This window comes from Breznakiella homolactica (genome assembly GCF_016616095.2).
GTDB lineage: Bacteria > Spirochaetota > Spirochaetia > Treponematales > Breznakiellaceae > Breznakiella > Breznakiella homolactica.
In genome coordinates, this window is record NZ_CP067089.2 from 3,238,269 (window position 1) to 3,258,529 (window position 20,261).

The 20,261-nt window shown below is 52.4% G+C and carries 17 protein-coding genes and 1 riboswitch; of the genes, 11 read left to right on the forward strand and 6 right to left on the reverse strand.

The window, feature by feature from the left end:
• The first annotated feature begins 50 nt into the window (after window positions 1–50).
• The 5 genes from JFL75_RS14640 to JFL75_RS14660 all read left to right on the forward strand — a co-directional run bounded on the left by JFL75_RS14640 (window position 51) and on the right by JFL75_RS14660 (window position 4,290).
• The gene (locus JFL75_RS14640; RefSeq protein ID WP_215627420.1) at window positions 51–845 is read left to right on the forward strand and encodes an alpha/beta hydrolase; all 795 of its coding nucleotides are present in this window, start codon (window positions 51–53) and stop codon (window positions 843–845) included.
• A gap of 14 nt (window positions 846–859) precedes the next feature.
• Window positions 860–2,230, forward strand: a complete 1,371-nt coding sequence (locus JFL75_RS14645; RefSeq protein WP_215627421.1) for a metallophosphoesterase — start codon at window positions 860–862, stop codon at window positions 2,228–2,230.
• Between the two features lie 307 nt (window positions 2,231–2,537).
• The gene (locus tag JFL75_RS14650) at window positions 2,538–3,290 is read left to right on the forward strand and encodes a tetratricopeptide repeat protein (RefSeq protein ID WP_215627422.1); all 753 of its coding nucleotides are present in this window, start codon (window positions 2,538–2,540) and stop codon (window positions 3,288–3,290) included.
• Window positions 3,290–3,802 (forward strand): GNAT family N-acetyltransferase, encoded by a 513-nt coding sequence (locus tag JFL75_RS14655; RefSeq protein ID WP_215627423.1) that lies wholly within the window; start codon window positions 3,290–3,292, stop codon window positions 3,800–3,802. Before JFL75_RS14650 ends, JFL75_RS14655 begins: the two co-directional genes overlap by 1 nt.
• 23 nt (window positions 3,803–3,825) lie before the next feature.
• Window positions 3,826–4,290, forward strand: a complete 465-nt coding sequence (locus JFL75_RS14660) for a hypothetical protein (protein ID WP_215627424.1) — start codon at window positions 3,826–3,828, stop codon at window positions 4,288–4,290.
• Between the two features lie 73 nt (window positions 4,291–4,363).
• Here the strand turns inward: JFL75_RS14660 and JFL75_RS14665 are convergent, their stop codons facing one another.
• Window positions 4,364–5,821, reverse strand: coding sequence for a TolC family protein (locus JFL75_RS14665; RefSeq protein ID WP_215627425.1), 1,458 nt, complete (start codon window positions 5,819–5,821; stop codon window positions 4,364–4,366).
• Between the two features lie 159 nt (window positions 5,822–5,980).
• Here JFL75_RS14665 and JFL75_RS14670 point away from each other — a divergent pair, with 159 nt between their 5' ends.
• Window positions 5,981–7,069: an efflux RND transporter periplasmic adaptor subunit gene (locus JFL75_RS14670; RefSeq protein WP_215627426.1), complete on the forward strand. Its 1,089-nt coding sequence runs from the start codon at window positions 5,981–5,983 to the stop codon at window positions 7,067–7,069.
• On the forward strand, window positions 7,066–10,221 hold the full coding sequence (locus JFL75_RS14675; protein ID WP_215627427.1) for an efflux RND transporter permease subunit: 3,156 nt from the start codon (window positions 7,066–7,068) through the stop codon (window positions 10,219–10,221). The genes JFL75_RS14670 and JFL75_RS14675 overlap by 4 nt, the downstream gene beginning before the upstream one ends.
• A 27-nt stretch (window positions 10,222–10,248) precedes the next feature.
• Here the strand turns inward: JFL75_RS14675 and JFL75_RS14680 are convergent, their stop codons facing one another.
• From JFL75_RS14680 to JFL75_RS14700, 5 genes are all read right to left on the reverse strand, one after another.
• Window positions 10,249–10,977 carry an MBL fold metallo-hydrolase gene (locus tag JFL75_RS14680; protein ID WP_215627428.1) on the reverse strand — a complete coding sequence of 243 codons (729 nt, stop codon included), beginning with the start codon at window positions 10,975–10,977 and terminating at the stop codon, window positions 10,249–10,251.
• The gene (locus tag JFL75_RS14685) at window positions 10,974–11,507 is read right to left on the reverse strand and encodes a YcxB family protein (RefSeq protein ID WP_215627429.1); all 534 of its coding nucleotides are present in this window, start codon (window positions 11,505–11,507) and stop codon (window positions 10,974–10,976) included. The genes JFL75_RS14680 and JFL75_RS14685 overlap by 4 nt, the downstream gene beginning before the upstream one ends.
• 7 nt (window positions 11,508–11,514) lie before the next feature.
• Entirely contained in the window at window positions 11,515–13,005 is a 1,491-nt protein-coding gene (locus tag JFL75_RS14690) for a hypothetical protein (RefSeq protein WP_215627430.1), read from the reverse strand.
• A gap of 71 nt (window positions 13,006–13,076) precedes the next feature.
• Window positions 13,077–13,499, reverse strand: coding sequence for a hypothetical protein (locus JFL75_RS14695; protein WP_215627431.1), 423 nt, complete (start codon window positions 13,497–13,499; stop codon window positions 13,077–13,079).
• A 6-nt stretch (window positions 13,500–13,505) separates the two neighbouring features.
• Window positions 13,506–14,270 (reverse strand): hypothetical protein, encoded by a 765-nt coding sequence (locus JFL75_RS14700; protein ID WP_215627432.1) that lies wholly within the window; start codon window positions 14,268–14,270, stop codon window positions 13,506–13,508.
• 317 nt (window positions 14,271–14,587) lie between these two features.
• Here JFL75_RS14700 and prfH point away from each other — a divergent pair, with 317 nt between their 5' ends.
• The 4 genes from prfH (at window position 14,588) to mgtA (ending at window position 20,249) form a co-directional block, all read left to right on the forward strand.
• Window positions 14,588–15,232 carry a peptide chain release factor H gene (gene prfH, locus JFL75_RS14705; RefSeq protein WP_215627433.1) on the forward strand — a complete coding sequence of 215 codons (645 nt, stop codon included), beginning with the start codon at window positions 14,588–14,590 and terminating at the stop codon, window positions 15,230–15,232.
• The gene (locus JFL75_RS14710; RefSeq protein WP_215627434.1) at window positions 15,225–16,385 is read left to right on the forward strand and encodes an RtcB family protein; all 1,161 of its coding nucleotides are present in this window, start codon (window positions 15,225–15,227) and stop codon (window positions 16,383–16,385) included. Before prfH ends, JFL75_RS14710 begins: the two co-directional genes overlap by 8 nt.
• Window positions 16,386–16,481: 96 nt before the next feature.
• A complete protein-coding gene (locus JFL75_RS14715; protein WP_215627435.1) occupies window positions 16,482–17,015 on the forward strand; it encodes an HdeD family acid-resistance protein in 534 nt (177 codons plus the stop codon).
• Window positions 17,016–17,093: 78 nt separating this feature from the next.
• A riboswitch (M-box (ykoK) riboswitch) is annotated at window positions 17,094–17,265 on the forward strand.
• Window positions 17,266–17,531: 266 nt separating this feature from the next.
• A complete protein-coding gene (mgtA, locus tag JFL75_RS14720) occupies window positions 17,532–20,249 on the forward strand; it encodes a magnesium-translocating P-type ATPase (RefSeq protein ID WP_215627436.1) in 2,718 nt (905 codons plus the stop codon).
• The last annotated feature ends 12 nt before the right edge of the window (window positions 20,250–20,261 follow it).

The following is a 20,261-nucleotide window of genomic DNA, read 5'->3' on the forward strand; positions in this document are numbered from 1 at the left end:
CGGATACTGTACCGCTTAAAAATGGAAAAAACGATTGAAGGAATGCTGCCATGATTTTCCGCGGAACTATATATTCGGAAGTGCTTGCCATGGATACGGCTGTAACCGTGGTGCTGCCGGATGCTTTCGGCAGTACCACTCCTGCCGGGACCGTGTATCTGCTGCACGGGCTCCACGGCAGCAGCGGGAGCTGGCCGGATAATACCATGCTTCCGGTTTTTGTCCGGGAGTACAATGCCGTTTTTATCATGCCCGAAGCGGGCCGGAGTTTTTACACTGATATGAAGTACGGGCCTAAGTTCTTTTCTTATGTGAGCGAAGAACTTCCGGAAATCTGCGCCCGGGTTTTCAGGATATCTCCGGAGCCAGAAAACACCGCGGTTATGGGCGCGTCCATGGGCGGGTACGGTGCCCTCAAATTCGCTTTGTCGAAACCCGGCCGTTACGGGTACTGCGCGGCTTTTTCCTCCGCCAGTCTCGATCTGAAAGAAACCCTTGCGGCAATGAAGGATGATCCCGTCAAAGCCGCCGCCCGTATTCATCAGGGAGAGGAACTGGTCCGGGATTTTTATTCGATTCTGGGACCGGACCTGGAATGGAATGCCGCCGACGATATTACCGAACTGGCTCTTGCGGCGGCTTCGGCCCCCGCAAAGCCCAAGATTTTCTGCGCCTGCGGTACCGAGGATTACCTGTATAAGTCCAATGTCCGTTTCTGGGAAAAAATGAAAAATCTGCCCTTTGATTTTACCTGCGAAGAATGGTCCGGCAGGCATGACTGGTATTTTTTTAATGACGCCCTGAAGAAAGCCCTGGACTGGTGCTTCGGATTCCGGGAATCATAGGAACGGGGTTTGGTATGGCGGACAACAGAACATTCCGGGGCCGCCCGGTACAATGGAGATATTTCTTTCAATATATATATTTCTGCTGGCTCCTCGCGGCCGCGTCCGCCGTCTTTGCCGCGGGTGTGCCCGAAACCGGTGACGGGGTGTTTTTGCCGGATATTCGGATATACGTTACCAATGATATTCATTATCTGGCCCAAAGCCTCCATGACAGCGGACCGCTTTTCCGGCGGATGTCCGGGGAAGGGGACGGGAAAAATCTTGAGGCGGTGGATCCTGTCCTGAGGGCACTCGCCTTTTCTATGGAGAACGATCCGCCGGATATTCTCCTGCTTAACGGGGATCTGACCTACAACGGCGAGCGGGAAAGCCACAGGGAGCTTGCCCAGTATCTCTCCCGGATCGAATCCTTCGGAACAAAGGTATTTGTAATTCCCGGAAACCACGATATCGCGAATCCCTGGGCAAGGGCTTTTTTCAGGGACAATGCCTACCGGACCGATTCCGTTACATCCAAAGAATTTGCCGGAATTTACGATGAATTCGGGTATGGCGAGGCGCTTTCCCGGGACCGGGATACCCTCAGCTATGTAGCGGAACCCTTTCCCGGGCTCCGTCTCCTGATGATTGATACGAATAAGTATTCCCGCAATACGCAGCTGGGGATACCTCAGGCCGACGGCGCGGTTCCGGCCAGTACCAGAAAGTGGATACGGCGCGCGGCCGAGTCCGCGAAAAGGGACGGAGCCGTGCTGGTGACCAGTATGCACCACAGCCTTATGGACCACCATCCCATGGTAAACCAGGGCTTTACGGTGGATGATTCCCGGACGCTGGCGGAGTTATTTTCCGGACTGGGTATTAATTTCGTCCTTACCGGACATATTCACGCCCAGGATATCTCCCAATACGCGGCGCCGTCGGGGGTTGTATACGATATCGCCACCAGCGCCTTGTCGGTCTATCCCCACCAGCACGGGGTGCTTCAGTTTGTTCCGGAAAAGAGCGGCTGGCAGTATTCGGTGCAGTCCGTGGATGTGGAACACTGGGCCGCCGCGACCGGACGGCAGGAAGAGACCCTGCTTAATTTTTCCCGGAATGCCGAGGATTTTTTCAAGAAACGTTCCGAAGGAATGGTCCGGCGCCGCGGTCCGGATGGGGTCCTGACTCAGGAGCAGTTTGACGCTGTGGTTGAGACCGTGGGTACCCTGAACGCCCGGTATTTTGCGGGAACCGAGTACCTCAACGCCGGAGACATCTTCCAGTCTCCGGGATACAGGATCATAGACGAATACCGCCTGGATTTTCTCGCGGATTATCTCCGGTTTATAATGGAAGATACCCCTCCCTGCAACATCGATCTGTTTATTCCGCTCCGGTAGGGATAGAACCGAATCTTTCAAGCCGGAACGCACCGGTGAATTACCGGCACTGCGGGCCCTGGCTTTACCAGTACGGTCCGGGTACATTCCTGTTTAACCGGCTCGGCGCTGCCCTTAAAAGAAGGCTACTTATATCCGAAGGACATGAGCTCTCGTTCCGGCCCCGCTTCGCGCGGCTTCCGCTGCCATGTAAAATGCAGGTGCTCTATTGCGGCGGGGGCCGGGTATGGGAGAAGGCTTCTCCGATCCGGTGCCGGCGGTTGCCGGAGGTTCTGCCCATAGGGTATGATGGCAGCGGAGGCTGAAGGTGTATTATATTCTGGCTATTTTACCCTATTTGATTCAGCTGGCCTGTGTCATCCATGTCTTCAGGACAGGCCGGAACACAACGTGGATCTGGGTTATAATTTTTCTTCCATACATTGGAGGCATCGCCTACCTGCTGGCCGAAATTCTGCCGGATCTCCGCACAAGAAAATCACTCCATGAAATCAGTGACATTGTGGTTTCCACAATAATGCCTTCCCGTAAAATCGATAAGCTCAAAAGTGAAGCCGAATTTACTCCTTCATTCCAGAACCGCAAAGCCCTGGCGGATGAGTACCTTGCTTCGGGATATTTTGAGGAGGCGGTACGGCTCTACGACGCACTGCTTACGGGTCACGAAAAAAATAACCCCTCATGCCTGCTTATGAAGGCAAAAGCCCTGTACGGTCTCAAACGGTATGAAGAAGCCGCCGGTACCGTCAAGGTTCTGGAGGAAACCGGATTTGTTTACAGCCGGGAATCGGAAGTCCTCATAAAACTCAAAATAGCGGAACACATCCAGGACAAGGCATCGGCGGACCTTCTGTATGAGCAGTTCAGAAAGAAATTCAGCAGTTTTGAAATTAATTATTATTACGCTGAATATCTGATAGAACAGGGCGAAACCGGCAAGGCCGAATCCATCATAAACGAAGCGGCGGAAACCAGGGACCACCTGAGGAAAAGCCGGATCAAATTTGAGCGGAAATGGGCGGACAAAACCGTCGCCTTAAGAAGGAAAATAAAAAAATAGTGGCTGTATTGGAAACCCCGCGGCTTTTCCTCAGGGAAATGGTGCCCGGAGACAAAGCCGCGCTCTGCCGGGTCCTGTCGGACGAAGAATCGATGCGGCATTATCCCCACGCTTACAGCGAAGCGGAAGTGGAAAACTGGATCCGGGAAAATACCGAACGCTACCGGGTCAACGGTTTCGGTTTGTGGGCTGTGGTCCTGAAAAGCGACGGGTCCTGCCTGGGGGACTGCGGCATTACCCTTCAGAATATCGACGGGGAAACCCTGCCGGAAATAGGGTTCCATATTATCAGGGAATACTGCGGCCGGGGATACGCCAGCGAAGCCGCGGCCGTGTGCCTTGAATACGCGGTGAAGACCCTGGGGTTTCCGGCGGTCTATTCCTACTCACGGTCTGGTAACGTCGCGTCCCAGCGGGTTTCCGAAAAAATCGGCATGAAAAAAATAAAAACGTACCGCAGAAACGATATAGAATATACCGTGATGGCGAGACTCCCATTGACCTTCCCTTAAGGGGAGGGTCTACAATATCGTATATGAAAAAAGAAACCGTTTGTCCTGAATGTTACTCCGGCGGTCCCCGGGCAACCCCGGTAAAGGGCGCCCGGGAGTGTCTTGAAAAACACCGGCAGTACCGCTGTTCCCGGTGCGGCCGGCTTATCTGTATCGATGTCCGGGGCGAGAAAAAGGCCCGGTGTTTTATGCCCTTCGGTTCCGCGGAGACGGCGCTGCTTTACCTCCGGGCCGCGGAGGTCCTGTCCGGAAAATCCTGCGGTATCTATGAGCTTATCTACAGCCGCGGGGACAAACGGTACCGCATATTTGAAAACGCGGAGGAGCGTGATACTTTTCTGCGGAAAAATCCCCGGGTACGGTGCCTCCGGGATACGCCGGTATTTACCGGGGCCCGGTATAAACCGCCGAAACCGGAACAGCTGATGTATCCCGGCCTGGAACAGATAAACCAATATCTTTTGGAAAAGGATAATCAGGGAGACTGACCGTGCCGCGGCGGGGAAAATCCCTGAATATTGAATTTTTGTGCTTTGCGGGATTTGCGGTCAGCGTATACCGTCAGCCGCCTAGAACGTTTTCCAGCTGAAGCGCCAGGTACAGGGCGCTGAGTTCTTCCTGGAGCAGGGCAACGCGCTGGGCGTACCAGTCCAGTTCCTGGATAAGCACTTCCCGTTCTCCGCCGTACCCGGCGTTCCATTCGTTTTCGGCCTGTTCTTTTTTTGACAGGGCCGCATGCATCTTTAATTCCAGGTATTCCTGCTTGCGTTTCGATACTTCCAGCTGAAGCAGTGTCCGGTCGAGGAATTCCTCCATGTCCCGCCAGCCCTTTTCCTCCTCCAGCCGTGCCTGGATCAGTTCCTCTTCGGTTCCGGCGATGCTGTGGTATATACTGCCGCCGTCAAACAGCAGGCTCCGGATCCCCAGGGTAGCGGTAAAATTTCCGTTGTTGTCCTTCCGCCAGTCATCTTCTATAAAGGGAAACCGCGGCCCAGCGTAGGAAAGCTGGAGGAACACCCCAAGCTCCGGTTTTCCGTAAAACTGGCCTTTCGCGGCGGCGAGTTTTTTTTCATGCGCCTGGGTCTGCAGGGACAGCAGTCTGAGGCCCGGGTTCTGGGCGTGAATCCTGGATAACAGTTCGTCCTTGTGTTCCCGGGTATAGCCAAGGCTTTCCCGGACCGCCGCCGCCTCGGGCAGCCGTACCCCGGAAAGGTCAAGGCCGGGCAGTCCAGCCAGGGTTTTCAGGGCAAGGAAATTCCGGCCCTGGTTTTCCAGAAGGCTGTATTCTCCCAGGGTCACTTCGGCGGCCAGCATCCGGGCTTCCAGAAGATCCGTCCGGAGCAGGAAACCCCCGGCATAGCTTTCTTCTGAAATATGAATGAGACGGTCGGCGCAGATACGCTGCTCTCCGAGGATTGCCTGCATTTCCCGGAGATACGCCAGACCATAGAGATACACGTCCAGCATGGTCTCAAGGCTGCGCCTTTCATATTCAACCTGGATCAACGCCGCCCGGCTTCCCAGTTCCGCGGCCTTGATGGAATTGCTGATCCTGCCCCAGGTAAAAACAGGCTGCTCCAGGGTCACCCCGAATTCGTAATAGGTATTTTCGGTAAGACGGATTTTAAAATCCTCCAGGGGAAGGGCCGGAATATCAATGGGTATGGTCGTTCCCGGCAGGCTGGGTATTGTTACGGGGATTGTGCCTCCGGGGAAAATGGATCCCTGGTCAATGGTAAAGGTCTGGGGATTGGTCATGTAGCTCAGATTTGACATTAAGCGGATGTCCGGCAGCCGGGAGGCTTTTGCCGCGGAATGGAGAGATTGGGCAGCCCGGCTTTTGCTTTCCGCGGAAAGTATCCCGGTGTTACCCCGGAGGGCCGCCTGCAGCAGGCTTTCCCGGTCCCACAGGGAAACCTCGTCCGCCGCGGTTTGGCCCGAGAGATTCATGGAACACAATAAAACAGAAAATACCGCGCAGAAGACGGCTTTTTTCCCGAAGGATTTTTTCTTTTTCATAATCGTTATTTTCCGAAAATAATCCCCCTTACTCCTTCATTTCCGGAGCAATATTCTGTACTATGTACAATAATATATAATAATCCCGCGGAGGAGAAGTGTATTTCTGATTTTTCACCAGAGACGGCGCGGACCCGGTCGGGATAAAGGTACAAAAAGATGAAATCCGGTAAAAACCTGAAGCGTTCTCCGGTTAAAATTGTGATTTTCGCGGTCCTGGCTGTGCTGTTTGCCGCCGCAGTGTGGTCGATACTCCGCAAGGACCGGGAAACAACCCAGGAGTTTCTTGCTCCCGTTATTACCATAAACCCAGTGCTGGGCAGCATTGAAAAAACCATACACATCAGCAGCCAGGTTGAAACCGGCCGGCTCATTACATTGGTCCCCCGGGTCGCGGGAACACTGGTTTTTCTGGACGCCAATCCCGGCGCCCAGGTAACGGCGGATCAGCTCCTTGCCCGCATCGATTCCGCTCCGTACGATCTTACGTTTCTCCAGGCCAAGGCGGCGTATACCACGTCAAAGTCAACCTACGACCGGATAAACGGCTTATACCAGAACCAGGCCGCTACCCGGCAGAATTTTGAGGAAGCCCGGGCGGCCTATGAGGCGGCTAAGGCTCAGTTCGAACTGGCGGAACTCAACCTCGACTATACGAACGTCCGTGCCCCCATGGACGGCATCGTGCTTATGCGTCACGGTACCGAAGGCGGGCTGGTGGACACCGGTATGCCTCTGGTAACCATCGGCGATCTGGGCGACCTCAGGATCAAAGCCGCGGTGCCGGAAATTCACTACCGCTTTTTCGCGGAGAACTGGGAATCCATGGAAGTGCGACTCACCGTCCGGGCCCTGGAAGGGGAGACCTTCATCCTGGAGCCCCTGAGCCTCGCGCCGTACATATCCCCGGAAAACCGGAGTTTCCTGGTGGAGTACGTGATTCCCGAAGGGGCGGAGCGGGGGCTGCGGCCCGGAATGTTCGCCAATGTCTCATTTATCCTGGAACGCCGGGAGGATGTGTATTATCTGCCCTTCCGGGTTCTCGGCTCCCGGGACCGCCTCTGGTACGCGGATGAAAACGGCGAGGCCCAATTCGTCCAGTACAGTCCGGCCTTTTTTAATGAGGATGTTTTTGAAATACCCCGGGAGTTAAGCCGCCGCAGCTATATCCTTGAAGGCCAGCATTTTATTACTCCGGGCCAGAAGCTCAACATCCTTTCCGAAAACCCCGGGGTTTCCGTTCAATGAAAATCGCCGATTTTTCCATAAAGCATCCGAAGATCATTCTTATGGTCCTTATTGTTCTTCTGGTATTCGGCGTTCTGGCCGCGTTCAGCCTCAACAGGAATCTCATCGCCAATCTCAGCCTGCCTACGGTGGTGGTGGTTACCACCTGGCCCGGGGTCGGCCCGGCGGATATTGAGCGTGAAGTCACGGACCCTCTGGAAGATGCCCTGGGCACCTTAACGGGTCTTAAGCAGATGACTTCTGTTTCCAGGAATTCGGTGTCCATCATCACCCTGGAACTCGATTACAATGAGGAGACAGACCGCAGGATTCCGGAAATCCGGGAAAAAATAAACGGCGTCACGGACCAGCTTCCTTCCGATATTCCCGCGCCGCCCAGTATTCTCCAGTACTCCACGGATCTTCTGCCGGTTATGACAATCCTTGTGGAAGGTGAGGGCAGCCGGAGCGAATTGTCGAAGTACTGCAAAGATGAATTGATCCCGACCCTTTCCCGGGTCCCCGGGGTTGCCCAGGTAAATATGAACGGCGACAGCCGCGATGTGGTTGAAATCACCGCGGATATGGACCGGATCAGGGCGCTCCGGCTTTCCCTGCCGGATATCTCCCGGACCATAAGCGCTTCCAATGTATCACTCCCCGGAGGCGACGGGATTTACCACGGGTACAGTCTCAATATCCGTACCGAAGGACGGTACGAATCCCTCCGGGACATCGAGGACCAGGTTCTCGCGTTCAGGGACGGCCAGTATATCCGGCTCAAAGACGCGGCGGAAGTTGCCGTCCGGGAAGACCGGCGGACGAATTACGTTATCGCCGACGGAAACGATTCCCTGGTACTTTCGGTGATTAAGCAGAGCGACGGCGACAGTATCGCCATCAGCGGGAATATCCGCGAGGCCCTCGGTAAGATCGAAGCGGAACACGCCGGCGGGCTTTCCTTTGTGTACCTTAAGGACGACAGTGAAAATATTTCCATGTCCATAAATTCCGTTATTGAATCGGCCGTTATGGGAGCGATTCTCGCGGTGGTTATCCTTTTTATATTTCTCCACAACCGGAATACCACATTCATCGTTGGGCTATCCATACCCCTGTGTATTCTGTTTGCCCTTATCGGGCTGTGGGCGAAAGGTTCGAGTCTCGACCTCATGACATTGGGGGGCCTTACCGCCGCCATCGGTATGATCGTGGACTGTTCCATTGTGGTTCTCGAAAATGTCCAGCGCCATTTTGACGCGGGGATGGACCGGAAGAAAGCGGCTTCCCTGGGGACCGATGAGGTGGGTATGGCCGTGGTCGCGTCAACCACAACGACCCTGGCGGCGTTTTTTCCTTTGCTGTTTATCACCGGCCTGGCGGGGCTCATCCTCAAGGATGTGGCCTGGACCATTATCTTCGCGCTGTTCAGTTCCATGCTGGTGGCCATCATCGCGGTGCCCTTCCTCTGTTCGCTCTTCCTCAAAAAGGATACTAAAAAAACCGTGGGAACCAGAATCGCCCGGCGGGTCGAAGGGTTTATGAGCTCCCTTACCCAGGGATACCAGAATCTTCTCCGGGGCGCCCTGGCCAACAGAAGATCCTTTCTTCTGGGGACCTTTGCGCTGCTGGTCCTGAGCATCCTCTCTTTCCGCCTCCTGGGATTTGAATTCCTCGCCCAGACGGATATGGCGGAACTGGAAATCGATATTGAAACCCCCGGCGGATATACCCTGGAAATGACCAGAGATAAAGTGCTCCGCCTTGATGAGGAAATAAAAAGAATTCTTCCTGATGAAGTTGAATCGTCGTATTTTGTGGTGGGGCAGAGCGGTTCCTTCGGGTCGGGGGTTGAGCATAACCGGGCATACGGTACCCTTAAGCTCACCGGTGTAGGGCAGCGGAAACGCCACGTTACCGAAATCATAAACCAGCTGCAGCATGAGATTCCCCGGATCATCCCGGATATCAACGCGTCGTTCAGGAACGGCGGTGTTTCTAACCTGCTGTCCATGGCTACCGGCGGCGAGGGGTTTGTGGTCAACGTTTACGGGAACAGTATGGATACGGTAATCGCCGCGGCGGAGCAGGTGCAGGAATACATGGCCCGGGATCCAAATGTGGTTGATACGGATATTAACATCCGGTTCAATCAGCAGGAAATGACGGCGAAACTTCTGCATCAGTATCTGGGGACCATGGGCCTTTCATCCTACGAAGCGGCTATGACAAACCGGATCGTTTTCAACGGCGTAAATTTGGGGACCTTTTACGGTGAGGATGATAACTATCCCATTGAGCTCAGGACGAGCCTCTCCAACGGGGAGATTCCCCAGGATGTACTCTACGGTCTCAGTCTGGGTTCCCCGGAAGGAAGCAGCATTTCCTACGCCACCTTCGCCGAGCTCAGGACCGGGGAAACCATGTCCAGCATCAGCCACAGGAACAAATCCCGGTCCCTCACGGTGAGCGCCGCCCTCCGGGACCCCAACGTCAGGGAAACCTCCCGGCGGGTACAGGATCTGCTCAGCACCAGGGGCCTCGTTCCCGGGGCAAGCTGGGAAATCGGCGGGACCACGGCGGAAATGCTGTCATCCTTCCAGTCCCTGGCGGTGGTCCTGTCCATAGCGGTGTTCCTGGTTTACACGGTAATGGTTATCCAGTTTGAACGTTTTACCCAGCCGCTGCTGGTTATGTCTTCGATTCCCTTTACCATGATCGGTGTCAGCGCGGGGCTGCTTATCTTCGGTTCGTCCCTGAGCATTGTGTCGCTCCTGGGCATCGTTGCCCTTGCGGGAGTTGTGGTAAACAACGGTATTGTGCTTATCGATTACATAAACCTGCTCAGGGACCGGGATAAGATGCCTCTGGAAGAAGCGGTCCTTACCGGCGCCGCTTCCAGGCTCAAACCAATCCTTATGACCACCCTGACCACCCTTCTCGGAATAATTCCCCTGGCCATCGGTACCGGGGAAGGGTCGGAGATTTACTCCCCCCTGGGGCAGAGCATTTTCGGGGGACTCTTCAGTTCAACATTCATAACCCTGTTTTTTATCCCCGTGATTTATCTGATCACCGAAAAAAGACGGGAACGGAAACAGCTGGAAAAATCGCGGGAAACCGGGGAAAGCGGCGGCGGGATACAGAGCGATCCGGAGCCCAATCCGGAATGATCGATCGGCGGCCGGGAGCGGCTGCGGTTATTCCTGGGGCTGTTTCGTTTTATATATTGTTATTGCGTCCAGGCTGCCGCGGTATTTAATAAGATCCTTCATGGGAAAAGGCGCTCCGTGGCCTGGGTAAATAGTAACGGCGCCGCTGCCGGTCATTTTGTCCCAGGAATCCCGGTACGCGTCCGGGTCCTCAATCCAGATTATTTTCCGCTTAACACTCGGAACGCCGTTCATTGCCGCGTCACCGCAGAACAATCTGCCGTCAGGAGTTATAAAGCCGATGGAATCCCCGGTGTGTCCTGGCAGGGACAGGATGGTGAAGGGAATCCCCATTTCCCGCAGATGCTGGGTTTTTCCGTCCCAGAGCAATGCTCTGTCCCCGGCGGATACCGCCGGAAACTCGTGGCCGCCGCTGCCCGTCAAAGCCATGGCTCCGACGAAAAACCTGGCAGCCAGGCCCGGGCATCCGCCCCGGTTTTTGTTGTGTCCCAGGAGCAGCCGTTCCGGAGTTTCTTCATGCATGATTACGGGAACGTCCGTGTCCGCCAGGAGATCCCCGAGAAATCCCACATGGTCGTCATGGGCATGGGTTACAAAAATAACCCGAATATCATCCAGGGCTATTCCGGCGTTTATAAGCTTGCGCCGGAACCGGCTATAACCGCCCGGGTACCCCGTGTCTATGATAAGGTATCCGCGGGGCGTTTCGATAATATAATTATTCGCAATTATGTTTCCGAGGTTCAGTATCTTCACGTTCTCTTTTTTCCTTTGATTTTATCCCCATAATTATTTTTTATGAATGTTACCAAACTGTCATATTCTTCTTCGTCCCTCAGGAATCGTTTTTTTATGGCTTTGGCGGTATTGGTTCCCATAAAAAGATAAATAGAATCCTTATCAAATACTATTTTATATATGTTCCCATGATTTAATATGGAGCTGCCGCTTTCCGAAGTAACAAGGATTTGCTCTTCATTGATCGTATACTCACATTCTTCGGCTATCAATTTATTTGTCTCAAAGGATTTTCTGTATATTCTTTTTGAATTAAACATCACCAGCAAGACAATTAATAGAGCCGCAAAACCGACTATCACAACTAATGTTGTCGTGTCTCTCAGAGAAATACCTTTTGTAAAATACTTTAAATAAAAAGTAAAAATGAATAGGATCAGGCAAAAATTAATAATTATTTTTCTCGTGAAAAAAACACTTTTTAACGCAACCCTTTGGGCCTGGACAAAATCATCAAAGTTTAATGCTCCGGTAAATTTATATTCCATAAATCCGCTACTTCATGTATTCTGATTTTCTTATCTGCTCTAAAAGCAAATTGAGATTCATCTCAAGAACTTCAACATCAGACTCTATTATTTGATTGGATTGCCCGTTGTAAATTTTCTCCAGATCCCGTATTTGCTGATTCACCCGTAATGCCATATTAAAATATGCGTCTGTCTGAATGTTTCTGTTGCGGAAATACGATAATTGTTTCAGAATTTCCCCGGTCTTCTGCAGAACGGCATAGTCCTGTATTACCGTATTCATTCCGGCAGCGTATTCTCCGTAATCATCGGTTGAGGCGATTTCAAGGGGAAATGTTTTATAGACGGTTTTTTCTTCATTTAATGAATAATACTGTATTATGCACATGCCGATTGGTATAATTCCCGTTTCGAATATTTCTTTTATCTCATCATTTTCTTCCGGGTTATTTCTGTTGGTTTGAGGATATTGTAATTTTAAGGTTATGGGATGCAGAAACATTCTGTGTTCGTCATAATCCATGTTTTTTATTTCAGCATTATTAATTCTTGGGCTTATCCATGGTTTTAAGATCACGCTGATTTTAATATCCCTGACCGCAGGGTAAATGAATTTATTATAGTCATCGGTAATTATTTCTTTTAATTCCGACGGTGACTGGGCGAAATATGAATTGCCGCCGTATTTTACGAGGGCGCTGTTTATCGCTTCCCAGTTCGGCATGTCGTTATACCGTTTCCGCTCTCTCCGCAGTACGCGCCTGTCATTCAGGTTTCCGTAATCCGGTGTTTCTCCGTAAATAAGATATGAAAAACTGATATTGTTCTGGGAACTAAGTTCCATAAAAAAATTAATCATCTGCCGCTCGCCGGCATCCTTAAACGGGTCACTGTTTGAAATCCAAACTATCCGCGTGAGAAAATCATTGGGCACGCCGCTTCTGTAGTTTATAATCCGGTCAATTATTGCGCTGGTGGTGCTCTGTTTTTTACTTTCCTTCAGCTCCGATATAATATTGCGGACGGATGAAACGGAACTGATTTCTTTAATTCCGGTATCCTCCTCGGTAAATATCCCCAGTACGCCTTCGGCGGGCTGTGACCGCCGGAGTTCGGTTAAAACATCAATAAGGCTGTTTTTCAGTCCGTCATCCCGGAGTAACTCCGGGCTTTGCAGGAAGATTATGTAATTTACAGTTTCTTTCGCGAAGAAATTTTTTTCGTTAACCCGCAGGCCGATAAACAAATTCAGGTTCTCATTGAAGAGGTTGTTTTCTGTTTTTAAGGTCCTGTTCTTTTCTAATTGAACGAAAACAGATACGTCTTCCTGCGGATTAATTTCATACGGAAAGTCATAATCGTTTATCGCCGCTGCCGTATCAATTTGGGAAGACTCGGCGAATTGATTTGTCTCAGCCGCGTTATAACTGGCGCTTCTCCCTGATTCCGCCTGGCCCGCGGAAAATAGATTTGAACAGCAAAAAATCATGACTAAAAATGGGGTTAGAAATTTCAATGTATTCCTCCTCTGTCCGGCCTGTCTCAGCCGGTGTTTATCAGGCGAAGCAAGATATCCGTACATCGTTTTTATTCTTTAATAAATTTATACCAGATGTTTATTAGAAGTAATATTGAAAACAGGGCCACAATGACCGGCGCGGAATAATAGAACGCGGCTTTTTCTTTGAAAAAATTCCGGACGGATGTTCCCAGGGTCAGAACCAGCCCAATTATTATCCCGACAATTCCGCCGATCAATCCGTAGAAAAGCGAGTCGTATCCGTTATTGGCCTGGATATTCACTATCAGAATTATAAAAAACAGCGCCGCTCCGGAAACGAGCGATACCGTAATAATGCTGTTCAGTGTTCCCATCCAGTTGTTGAGAAAATTATCTCTGTGTTTTTCTCTGAGATATACGCATACACAGAAATAACCCGCCGGTATCACAACGGGCATAACTGATTTTTGTATAGCCTCCAGAAGGGCGTAACTCTTTTCCGCCGTCATATTGTTCTACCTGTCCGCGGGAGCTTTAACCGAACAGGGGAGGCCGACCAGGCATTTCCCGCAGACTCCGGCGTCTCCCAGATCCTTATACCGGATCCCGTTTTCTTTGCATGCCGTGCTGCACCGGAACCGGTCAAAGGTGTCCGCGGGATATGCGTCGGCGACACAGCGGCCGCGGCATATCCCGCAGCGGCCGGTTGTTTTATAGATGCACCGTTCCGGCAGAGCCGCCGATTGCTCCGGGATTTTACAGTCCGTCACAATACTGCCGAGCCTTCCGCAGCAGCCGTATTCCGTTATCAGCATATTGTTGATGCCGAATGTCCCGATCCCCGCGATAAAAGCGATATGGCGCTGGGACCAGCTGCTGATGAGTTTTTCCTTGTCATACCCGTGGGCTCCCGGACTTTTTACCCCGCGGTATCCGCCGGCTTCCATGGCTTCGACCAAGCGGTCGTTTATTTCCACGATAACGTTATTCGTGTGGATATACGCCAGAGCCCATTCCTTTGACGCGGCGGCTCCCGCTATATTGCTTTTGGGAATGTACTCTTTGAATGGAAGGAAATAGCTGATAATGGTTTTTGCTTCGGGAAGAAGGTCGCCGGGCAGATAATGGTTTTCGCCGACCAGTGTTTTAAGTTCCCGGAGCCGGGGGTTGTCCGCGGAAACAAAACCGGCGATGGGTTCGCGCCATATATTTCCCAGATCAATACGGCTGCCGTAGTCCGCCATGGTTTCTCTGATAACCTGGATGATTGTTTCTTTCATAATTGTTCTTCCTGGGATAGCCGCATCCCGCAGTACAGGTCTTCACGGATTGAAAAAACGGCGCTCCCCGCATCCTTGACGGCCGTTCAGTTCCGTGATACGATAACTATATCACATCTTTAAGGAGGCTGCTATGAATATATTAAAAACCATTTACCTAACCGCGGCGGCCTCTGCCTGCCGGTAACGGATCCGGTATCTTTTAATATTCCATAAAAATTTATCCGGATACATACCTCCGTAATACTCAGAGGCCGCCGCCTGTTTTTTCCGCGCCGTATTTCTATGACGGCACAGCTGCAACAGGAATTATTATTTTGACGACACTTTGGCTGCATATCAGCTCCGGGACAGGACCGGAGGAATGCGCGTACGCGGCGGCCCGTACAGTCGAGGCCATACTCGCGGAAGCCGCGGCGAAAAAGATCCCGGTTCATATTCTCGAAACCGAAGCCTCGGAAAAAAAGGGAAACTGCCGTTCGGCGCTTCTTGCCCTGGAAGGGCAGGGGGCGGAAACCTTTGCCCGGTCATGGACCGGTACCGTCCAATGGGTTTGGAAAAGTACTTACCGGCCGGACCACAAACGGAAAAACTGGTTCACGGGGGTTGAGTGCATCAGACCGCATCCGGAAGAAACGGTGTGCAGTCTCCGGGATATCCGGTTCGAAACTTTCCGGGCGTCGGGACCCGGAGGACAGAACATCAACAAAACCGAAAGCGCTGTCCGGGCTGTCCACATCCCCACGGGGAAAAGCGCGGTAGCCCGGGAGGAACGCTCTCAGATACTCAACCGCAGGCTCGCCCTGGCCCGGCTTTTTTTGGTTTTTGAAAAAGACCGGGAGGCCGGCCACGCCAAAACCCGGGAAGAACTCCGCCGTTCCCATTACCGGCTGGAACGGGGAAATCCGGTCCGCGTTTTTTACGCCGATACGGTACAATACCGGGAGGTCTCCCATGGCTGAACCTCTCCGTATCCGCGGCCTCCATAATGAAGCCCTGGTTTTCGCCAGGGCGGTGGAAATGAAATGCGAGGACCAGATTCTCCAGTACCTCAACCACGAAGCGTTCGCCGATACCACCGTCCGGATTATGCCCGATGTGCATGCGGGAAAAGGCGCTGTTGTGGGGTTTACCGCGACCAGCAATGAATTCGCGGTTCCTTCCTTGGTCGGCGCCGACATCGGCTGCGGCGTCTGCGCCTACAAACTCGGACGGATACAGCTCCGGGCGGAAAAACTCGACGCTTTTATCCGAAGGCATATTCCTTCGGGGACCGGTATCCGGCCGGCCATGCACGGGCGCGTGGAAGACGCCTGGAACTGCCTGCCGTCCCCGGCGCCGTTTTCCTTCGGCGAATTCAAAGGGAGCCTCCGGGAAATCTGCAAGACCCTGGATCTGTCACTGCCGCGGGTTTTCTGTTCCCTGGGAACCCTGGGCGGGGGAAATCATTTTATCGAAATTGACCGGGACGACCGCCGGGATTATTGGCTCCTTATCCACAGCGGAAGCCGCGGATTCGGGCTCCGGACCGCGAAGTACCACGAGGCCGCGGCGGCGGAAAAAACCGGTCCGGACAGTCCCATAAAGTACCTCACCGATGAAGCCCGGGAGGCGTACATACAGGATACGCGGACAGCCCAGGAATTCGCCCGCCTCAACCGGACCCTTATGGCGCTTCTTATTATAGAAGGGTTTTTCCGGAAACCCATGGATGAAATCGAATGTATCGAAAGTATCCACAATTATATCGATTTTTCCGACGGGATTGTGCGCAAGGGCGCCATCGCCGCCCGGAAAGACCAGCCCGTGGTTATCCCTTTTTCCATGGCCGACGGTGCCGTACTTGGCACGGGCAGGGGTAATGCTGACTGGAACTGTTCGGCGCCCCACGGGGCGGGGCGGAAAATGTCGCGGTCCCAGGCCCGGGGCGGGTTATCCATGGATGAATACCGGAAGCGGATGCGGGGTATCTGGACGAGCTGCGTCAGCGAGAAAACCCTTGACGAGAGTCCCATGGCCTACAAGAAAACCGGGGATGTCCTGGCTTTCCTCGGAGAAACCGTGGACGTAAGCCGGCGGCTTCTTCCGGAATACAATTTTAAGGCAGCCGAGTAATGTAATGGGATCCGGTTTTCGGCGTGACAAAAGTGTTTTTTTCTTGGTTATTTCGATGTTTCCTTCGTATCCTATACAATAAAGGAGAATAATGGAATGAAAAATATTCTTTGGCGTATAGCATGGATTCTTGTGGGGTTAGCCCTGATCGGAATCGGTGTATTCTTTATTTCCAGCCCCAACGCGAATCTCGTGACTCTCTCGGTTCTTATCGGGATCGTTATGCTGATAAACGGAATTATCGATATCGTCGCCTATGCGCGGTACCGTAAGATCATGATCAGTCCCGGGTGGGAATTGGCGGAAGGGATAATTACGGTGATTGTCGCCCTGGTAATTCTGTTCAATTACTGGGTCGCCGCGGCAATACTTCCCTTTATAATCAGTGTATGGGTTCTCTTTGCGGGTATTACCCGGACCGTAACTTCCTTTGATCTGAGGCGGGTAGGCATCAGCAGCTGGGGATGGTCGCTGTTTCTCGGTATCGCCGAAATAGTGTTCGCGGTTCTTTCATTCTTTAACCCCTTTGTTACAGCCCTTACCATCGGACTGCTGGTGGGTATCTTTTTTATTTTCCAGGGAGTTACCGCGATTCTCAAGGGTATCTTCTCCGATAAAATGGTGCTTTGACCCGTCCGGAACTGCTTGTTTTTGATACGGTCTTTTTGTTATAGTGAATCGCTGTCCGGTGAAGTTTTTCCGGACAGCTGAGACAAACGGTAGGTGAGGCTACCCCAGGGATATGGATTGCTGCCGCAAAATAGTGGAGACACTATGCGCTGGCTAACAGGCTGTGTCGGAAACAAGGCATAACCTAACGCAGTTCCAAGGCGGATTTCCGCCGCGCCCTGGGAGGCTAAAGCTTGAACGGCTTGACGAATGAGTTCCCATCCGCTCCGCGGAATCAGTGCTCCCCGCCAAAGCCCAGGCTTCAGCGGGGATTTTTTTGCCCGCCGCAGGTTTCAATGCATATTCCGAAAAAATATAAGGAGGTAATGGAATGGGTTTACGGTGCTCAAGCAGCGGTGAAGCTGATCCGTACAGTAGACGGAAAGAATCCGGGGATGCGCGGCGCCCGTTTCGGAACCTCCGTCTGTAGCCGGCGTTTTGTATCCTTCGCATTAGTACAATCGGGAGGATCACAGCATGATAAGAAAAAAAACAACCAAACAGAACCAGACTCAGGAAAAAATCCGCAGGGACGCGGTTAAGCAGCGCCTCATGGACGCTTCAAAAAAAGAAACCCCGGAACTTATGAATGATATGGGCATATCATTCATAGGATTGACCGAAGATCAGGCCGAAAAACAGCGGGAAGAATACGGGGACAACAAGGTTTCCCATGAAAAAAGAAAACCCCTCTTCGTAAAATTCGTTCAGTCCTTTATCGATCCCTTTACGGGAATCCTTTTTATCCTCGCGGGAGTTTCCTTTGTAACCGACATTGTTCTTCCCGCGGCGGGTGAAAAAAACTATATGACCGTAATTATTATTATGGCCATGGTCCTGATCAGCGGCCTCCTGCGGTTTATCCAGGAAACCCGTTCGGGAAACGCCGCCCGGCGGCTCAGCGATATGGTCAAAACCACAATTACCGTGGAGCGTCAGGGAGAAGGTAAAATTGAAATTCCCCTGGAAGAAGCGGTGGTGGGGGACATCGTGTATCTTTCCGCCGGAGACATGGTCCCCGCGGATCTGCGCATTGTCAAGGCGAAGGATCTTTTTATCAGCCAGTCGGCCCTGACCGGTGAGAGTGATCCCGTGGAACGGATTTCCGGTACCGCGCCGGACGCGGAATACGCCAGCCTCACGGATTATCCCAACCTCGCGTTCATGGGCAGCAACGTAATCAGCGGGGCGGCGGTCTGCATCGTCATTGCCGCGGGGAATGATACCCTTTTCGGTTCCATCGCCCATACCCTGGAAAAAACCCCGGTCCGGACCAGTTTTGAAAAAGGGATTAATTCGGTTTCCTGGATTCTGATCCGGTTCATGCTCATCATGGTTCCGGTGGTGTTTTTTATCAACGGTTTCCATGACGGCGACTGGCTCGAAGCGTTCCTTTTTGCCATCTCCATCGCCGTGGGGCTGACCCCGGAAATGCTGCCCATGATTATTACAACCTGCCTTGCCAAGGGCGCCGTGGCCATGTCGAAAAAGAAAACGATAATTAAGAATCTCAACTCCATGCAGAATTTCGGAGCCATGGATATTCTCTGCACCGACAAAACCGGAACCCTGACCCAGGATAAGGTCGTTCTTGAATACCACATGGATGTCAGCGGAAAGGAAGATATCCAGGTTCTGCGCTACGCCTTCCTGAACAGTTATTACCAGACAGGATTAAAGAACCTCATCGATCTGGCCATCATCGAACGGACCCATGAGGAGGAAACCGAAAAAAACCTTCCCCATATTTCCGGGTTGTACGAAAAGGTTGATGAAGTCCCTTTTGATTTTAACCGCCGCCGTATGAGCGTGGTGGTCGCCGGCCGGGACGGAAATACCTTTATGATTACCAAAGGCGCCGTTGAGGAAATGCTCAAGGTTTGTTCCTATGTTGAATCCGGCGGCACCATAGAGCCCATCACCGAGAAGCTCAAAACGGAAATACTCAGTACCGTTGACGGCCTGAACGGAGACGGCCTGCGGGTGATCGCCCTGGCCCGGAAAACCGACCATGCTCCGGTGGGGACTTTTTCCGTAGCGGATGAATCCGATATGGTGCTCATGGGATATCTGGCGTTTCTGGATCCTCCCAAGGAAACCGCCAAAGACGCCATCGCCGCGCTCCATGAATACGGAGTGGATGTTAAAATCCTTACGGGCGACAACGACCGGGTGACCCGTTCTGTCTGCCGCCAGGTCGGAATCGAGGTAACCAGCCTGCTGCTCGGAGCGGATATTGAAAACATGGACGACAAGGCGCTCCAGAAGGCTGTTGAAAAAACGAATGTCTTTGCCAAGCTTTCCCCGGACCAGAAATCCAGGATCGTAAAACTTCTCAGAGCCAACGGCCATACCGTCGGGTTTATGGGGGACGGGATCAATGATGCCGCCGCAATGAAGGAAGCGGATGTGGGTATTTCCGTGGATACCGCGGTGGATATCGCCAAGGAATCGGCCCATGTGATTCTGCTCCAGAAGGACCTTATGGTTCTGGAGAACGGGATTATCGAAGGCCGGAAAACCTACGCCAACATGATCAAGTACATCAAAATGACCGCGAGCTCGAATTTCGGAAACGTATTCTCCGTGCTCTGCGCCAGTACATTCCTGCCGTTCCTTCCGATGGCACCGATCCACCTGATTCTCCTCAACCTAATCTATGACATATCCTGTACATCCATACCCTGGGACAATGTGGACGCGGATTTTCTCAAGGTTCCCCGGAACTGGGACGCGTCCTCCGTGGGGAGTTTTATGCTTTGGCTGGGACCGGCAAGTTCGGTCTTTGACATTACCACCTATCTGCTTATGTATTTTATAATCTGCCCTGCCATGTGCGGCGGCCTGCGTTACCATGAAATCACCGATCCCGATACCCGGACGTATTTTATTTCTCTTTTCCGGTCGGGATGGTTTGTCGAATCCATGTGGACCCAGACCCTGGTTATACACATGATTCGAACACCGAAGATTCCATTTATCCAGAGCCGGGCCTCCTTTCCGGTGGTTTCCGTTACATTTACCGGTATCACCGTATTGACGGTTATCCCCTTTACTTCATTGGGCAGGGCTATCGGCCTGGCGCCGCTCCCGGGTTTTTATTTTCCCTGGCTGGGTCTCACGGTACTGCTGTATATGGTCCTGGCCACAATACTGAAAAACGTGTATATCCGGCGGTACGGAAGTCTTCTCTGACAGGCCGGCCGC

What these genes read in the sequence shown, in the direction of transcription:
- JFL75_RS14715 (WP_215627435.1), top strand. Translation starts at nt 16,482, where the DNA reads ATGAAAAATATTCTTTGGCGTATAGCATGGATTCTTGTGGGGTTAGCC.
- JFL75_RS14665 (WP_215627425.1), bottom strand. Translation starts at nt 5,821, where the DNA reads ATGAAAAAGAAAAAATCCTTCGGGAAAAAAGCCGTCTTCTGCGCGGTA.
- JFL75_RS14645 (WP_215627421.1), top strand. Translation starts at nt 860, where the DNA reads ATGGCGGACAACAGAACATTCCGGGGCCGCCCGGTACAATGGAGATAT.
- JFL75_RS14695 (WP_215627431.1), bottom strand. Translation starts at nt 13,499, where the DNA reads ATGACGGCGGAAAAGAGTTACGCCCTTCTGGAGGCTATACAAAAATCA.
- JFL75_RS14670 (WP_215627426.1), top strand. Translation starts at nt 5,981, where the DNA reads ATGAAATCCGGTAAAAACCTGAAGCGTTCTCCGGTTAAAATTGTGATT.
- JFL75_RS14685 (WP_215627429.1), bottom strand. Translation starts at nt 11,507, where the DNA reads ATGGAATATAAATTTACCGGAGCATTAAACTTTGATGATTTTGTCCAG.
- mgtA (WP_215627436.1), top strand. Translation starts at nt 17,532, where the DNA reads ATGATAAGAAAAAAAACAACCAAACAGAACCAGACTCAGGAAAAAATC.
- JFL75_RS14700 (WP_215627432.1), bottom strand. Translation starts at nt 14,270, where the DNA reads ATGAAAGAAACAATCATCCAGGTTATCAGAGAAACCATGGCGGACTAC.
- JFL75_RS14710 (WP_215627434.1), top strand. Translation starts at nt 15,225, where the DNA reads ATGGCTGAACCTCTCCGTATCCGCGGCCTCCATAATGAAGCCCTGGTT.
- JFL75_RS14660 (WP_215627424.1), top strand. Translation starts at nt 3,826, where the DNA reads ATGAAAAAAGAAACCGTTTGTCCTGAATGTTACTCCGGCGGTCCCCGG.
- JFL75_RS14675 (WP_215627427.1), top strand. Translation starts at nt 7,066, where the DNA reads ATGAAAATCGCCGATTTTTCCATAAAGCATCCGAAGATCATTCTTATG.
- JFL75_RS14640 (WP_215627420.1), top strand. Translation starts at nt 51, where the DNA reads ATGATTTTCCGCGGAACTATATATTCGGAAGTGCTTGCCATGGATACG.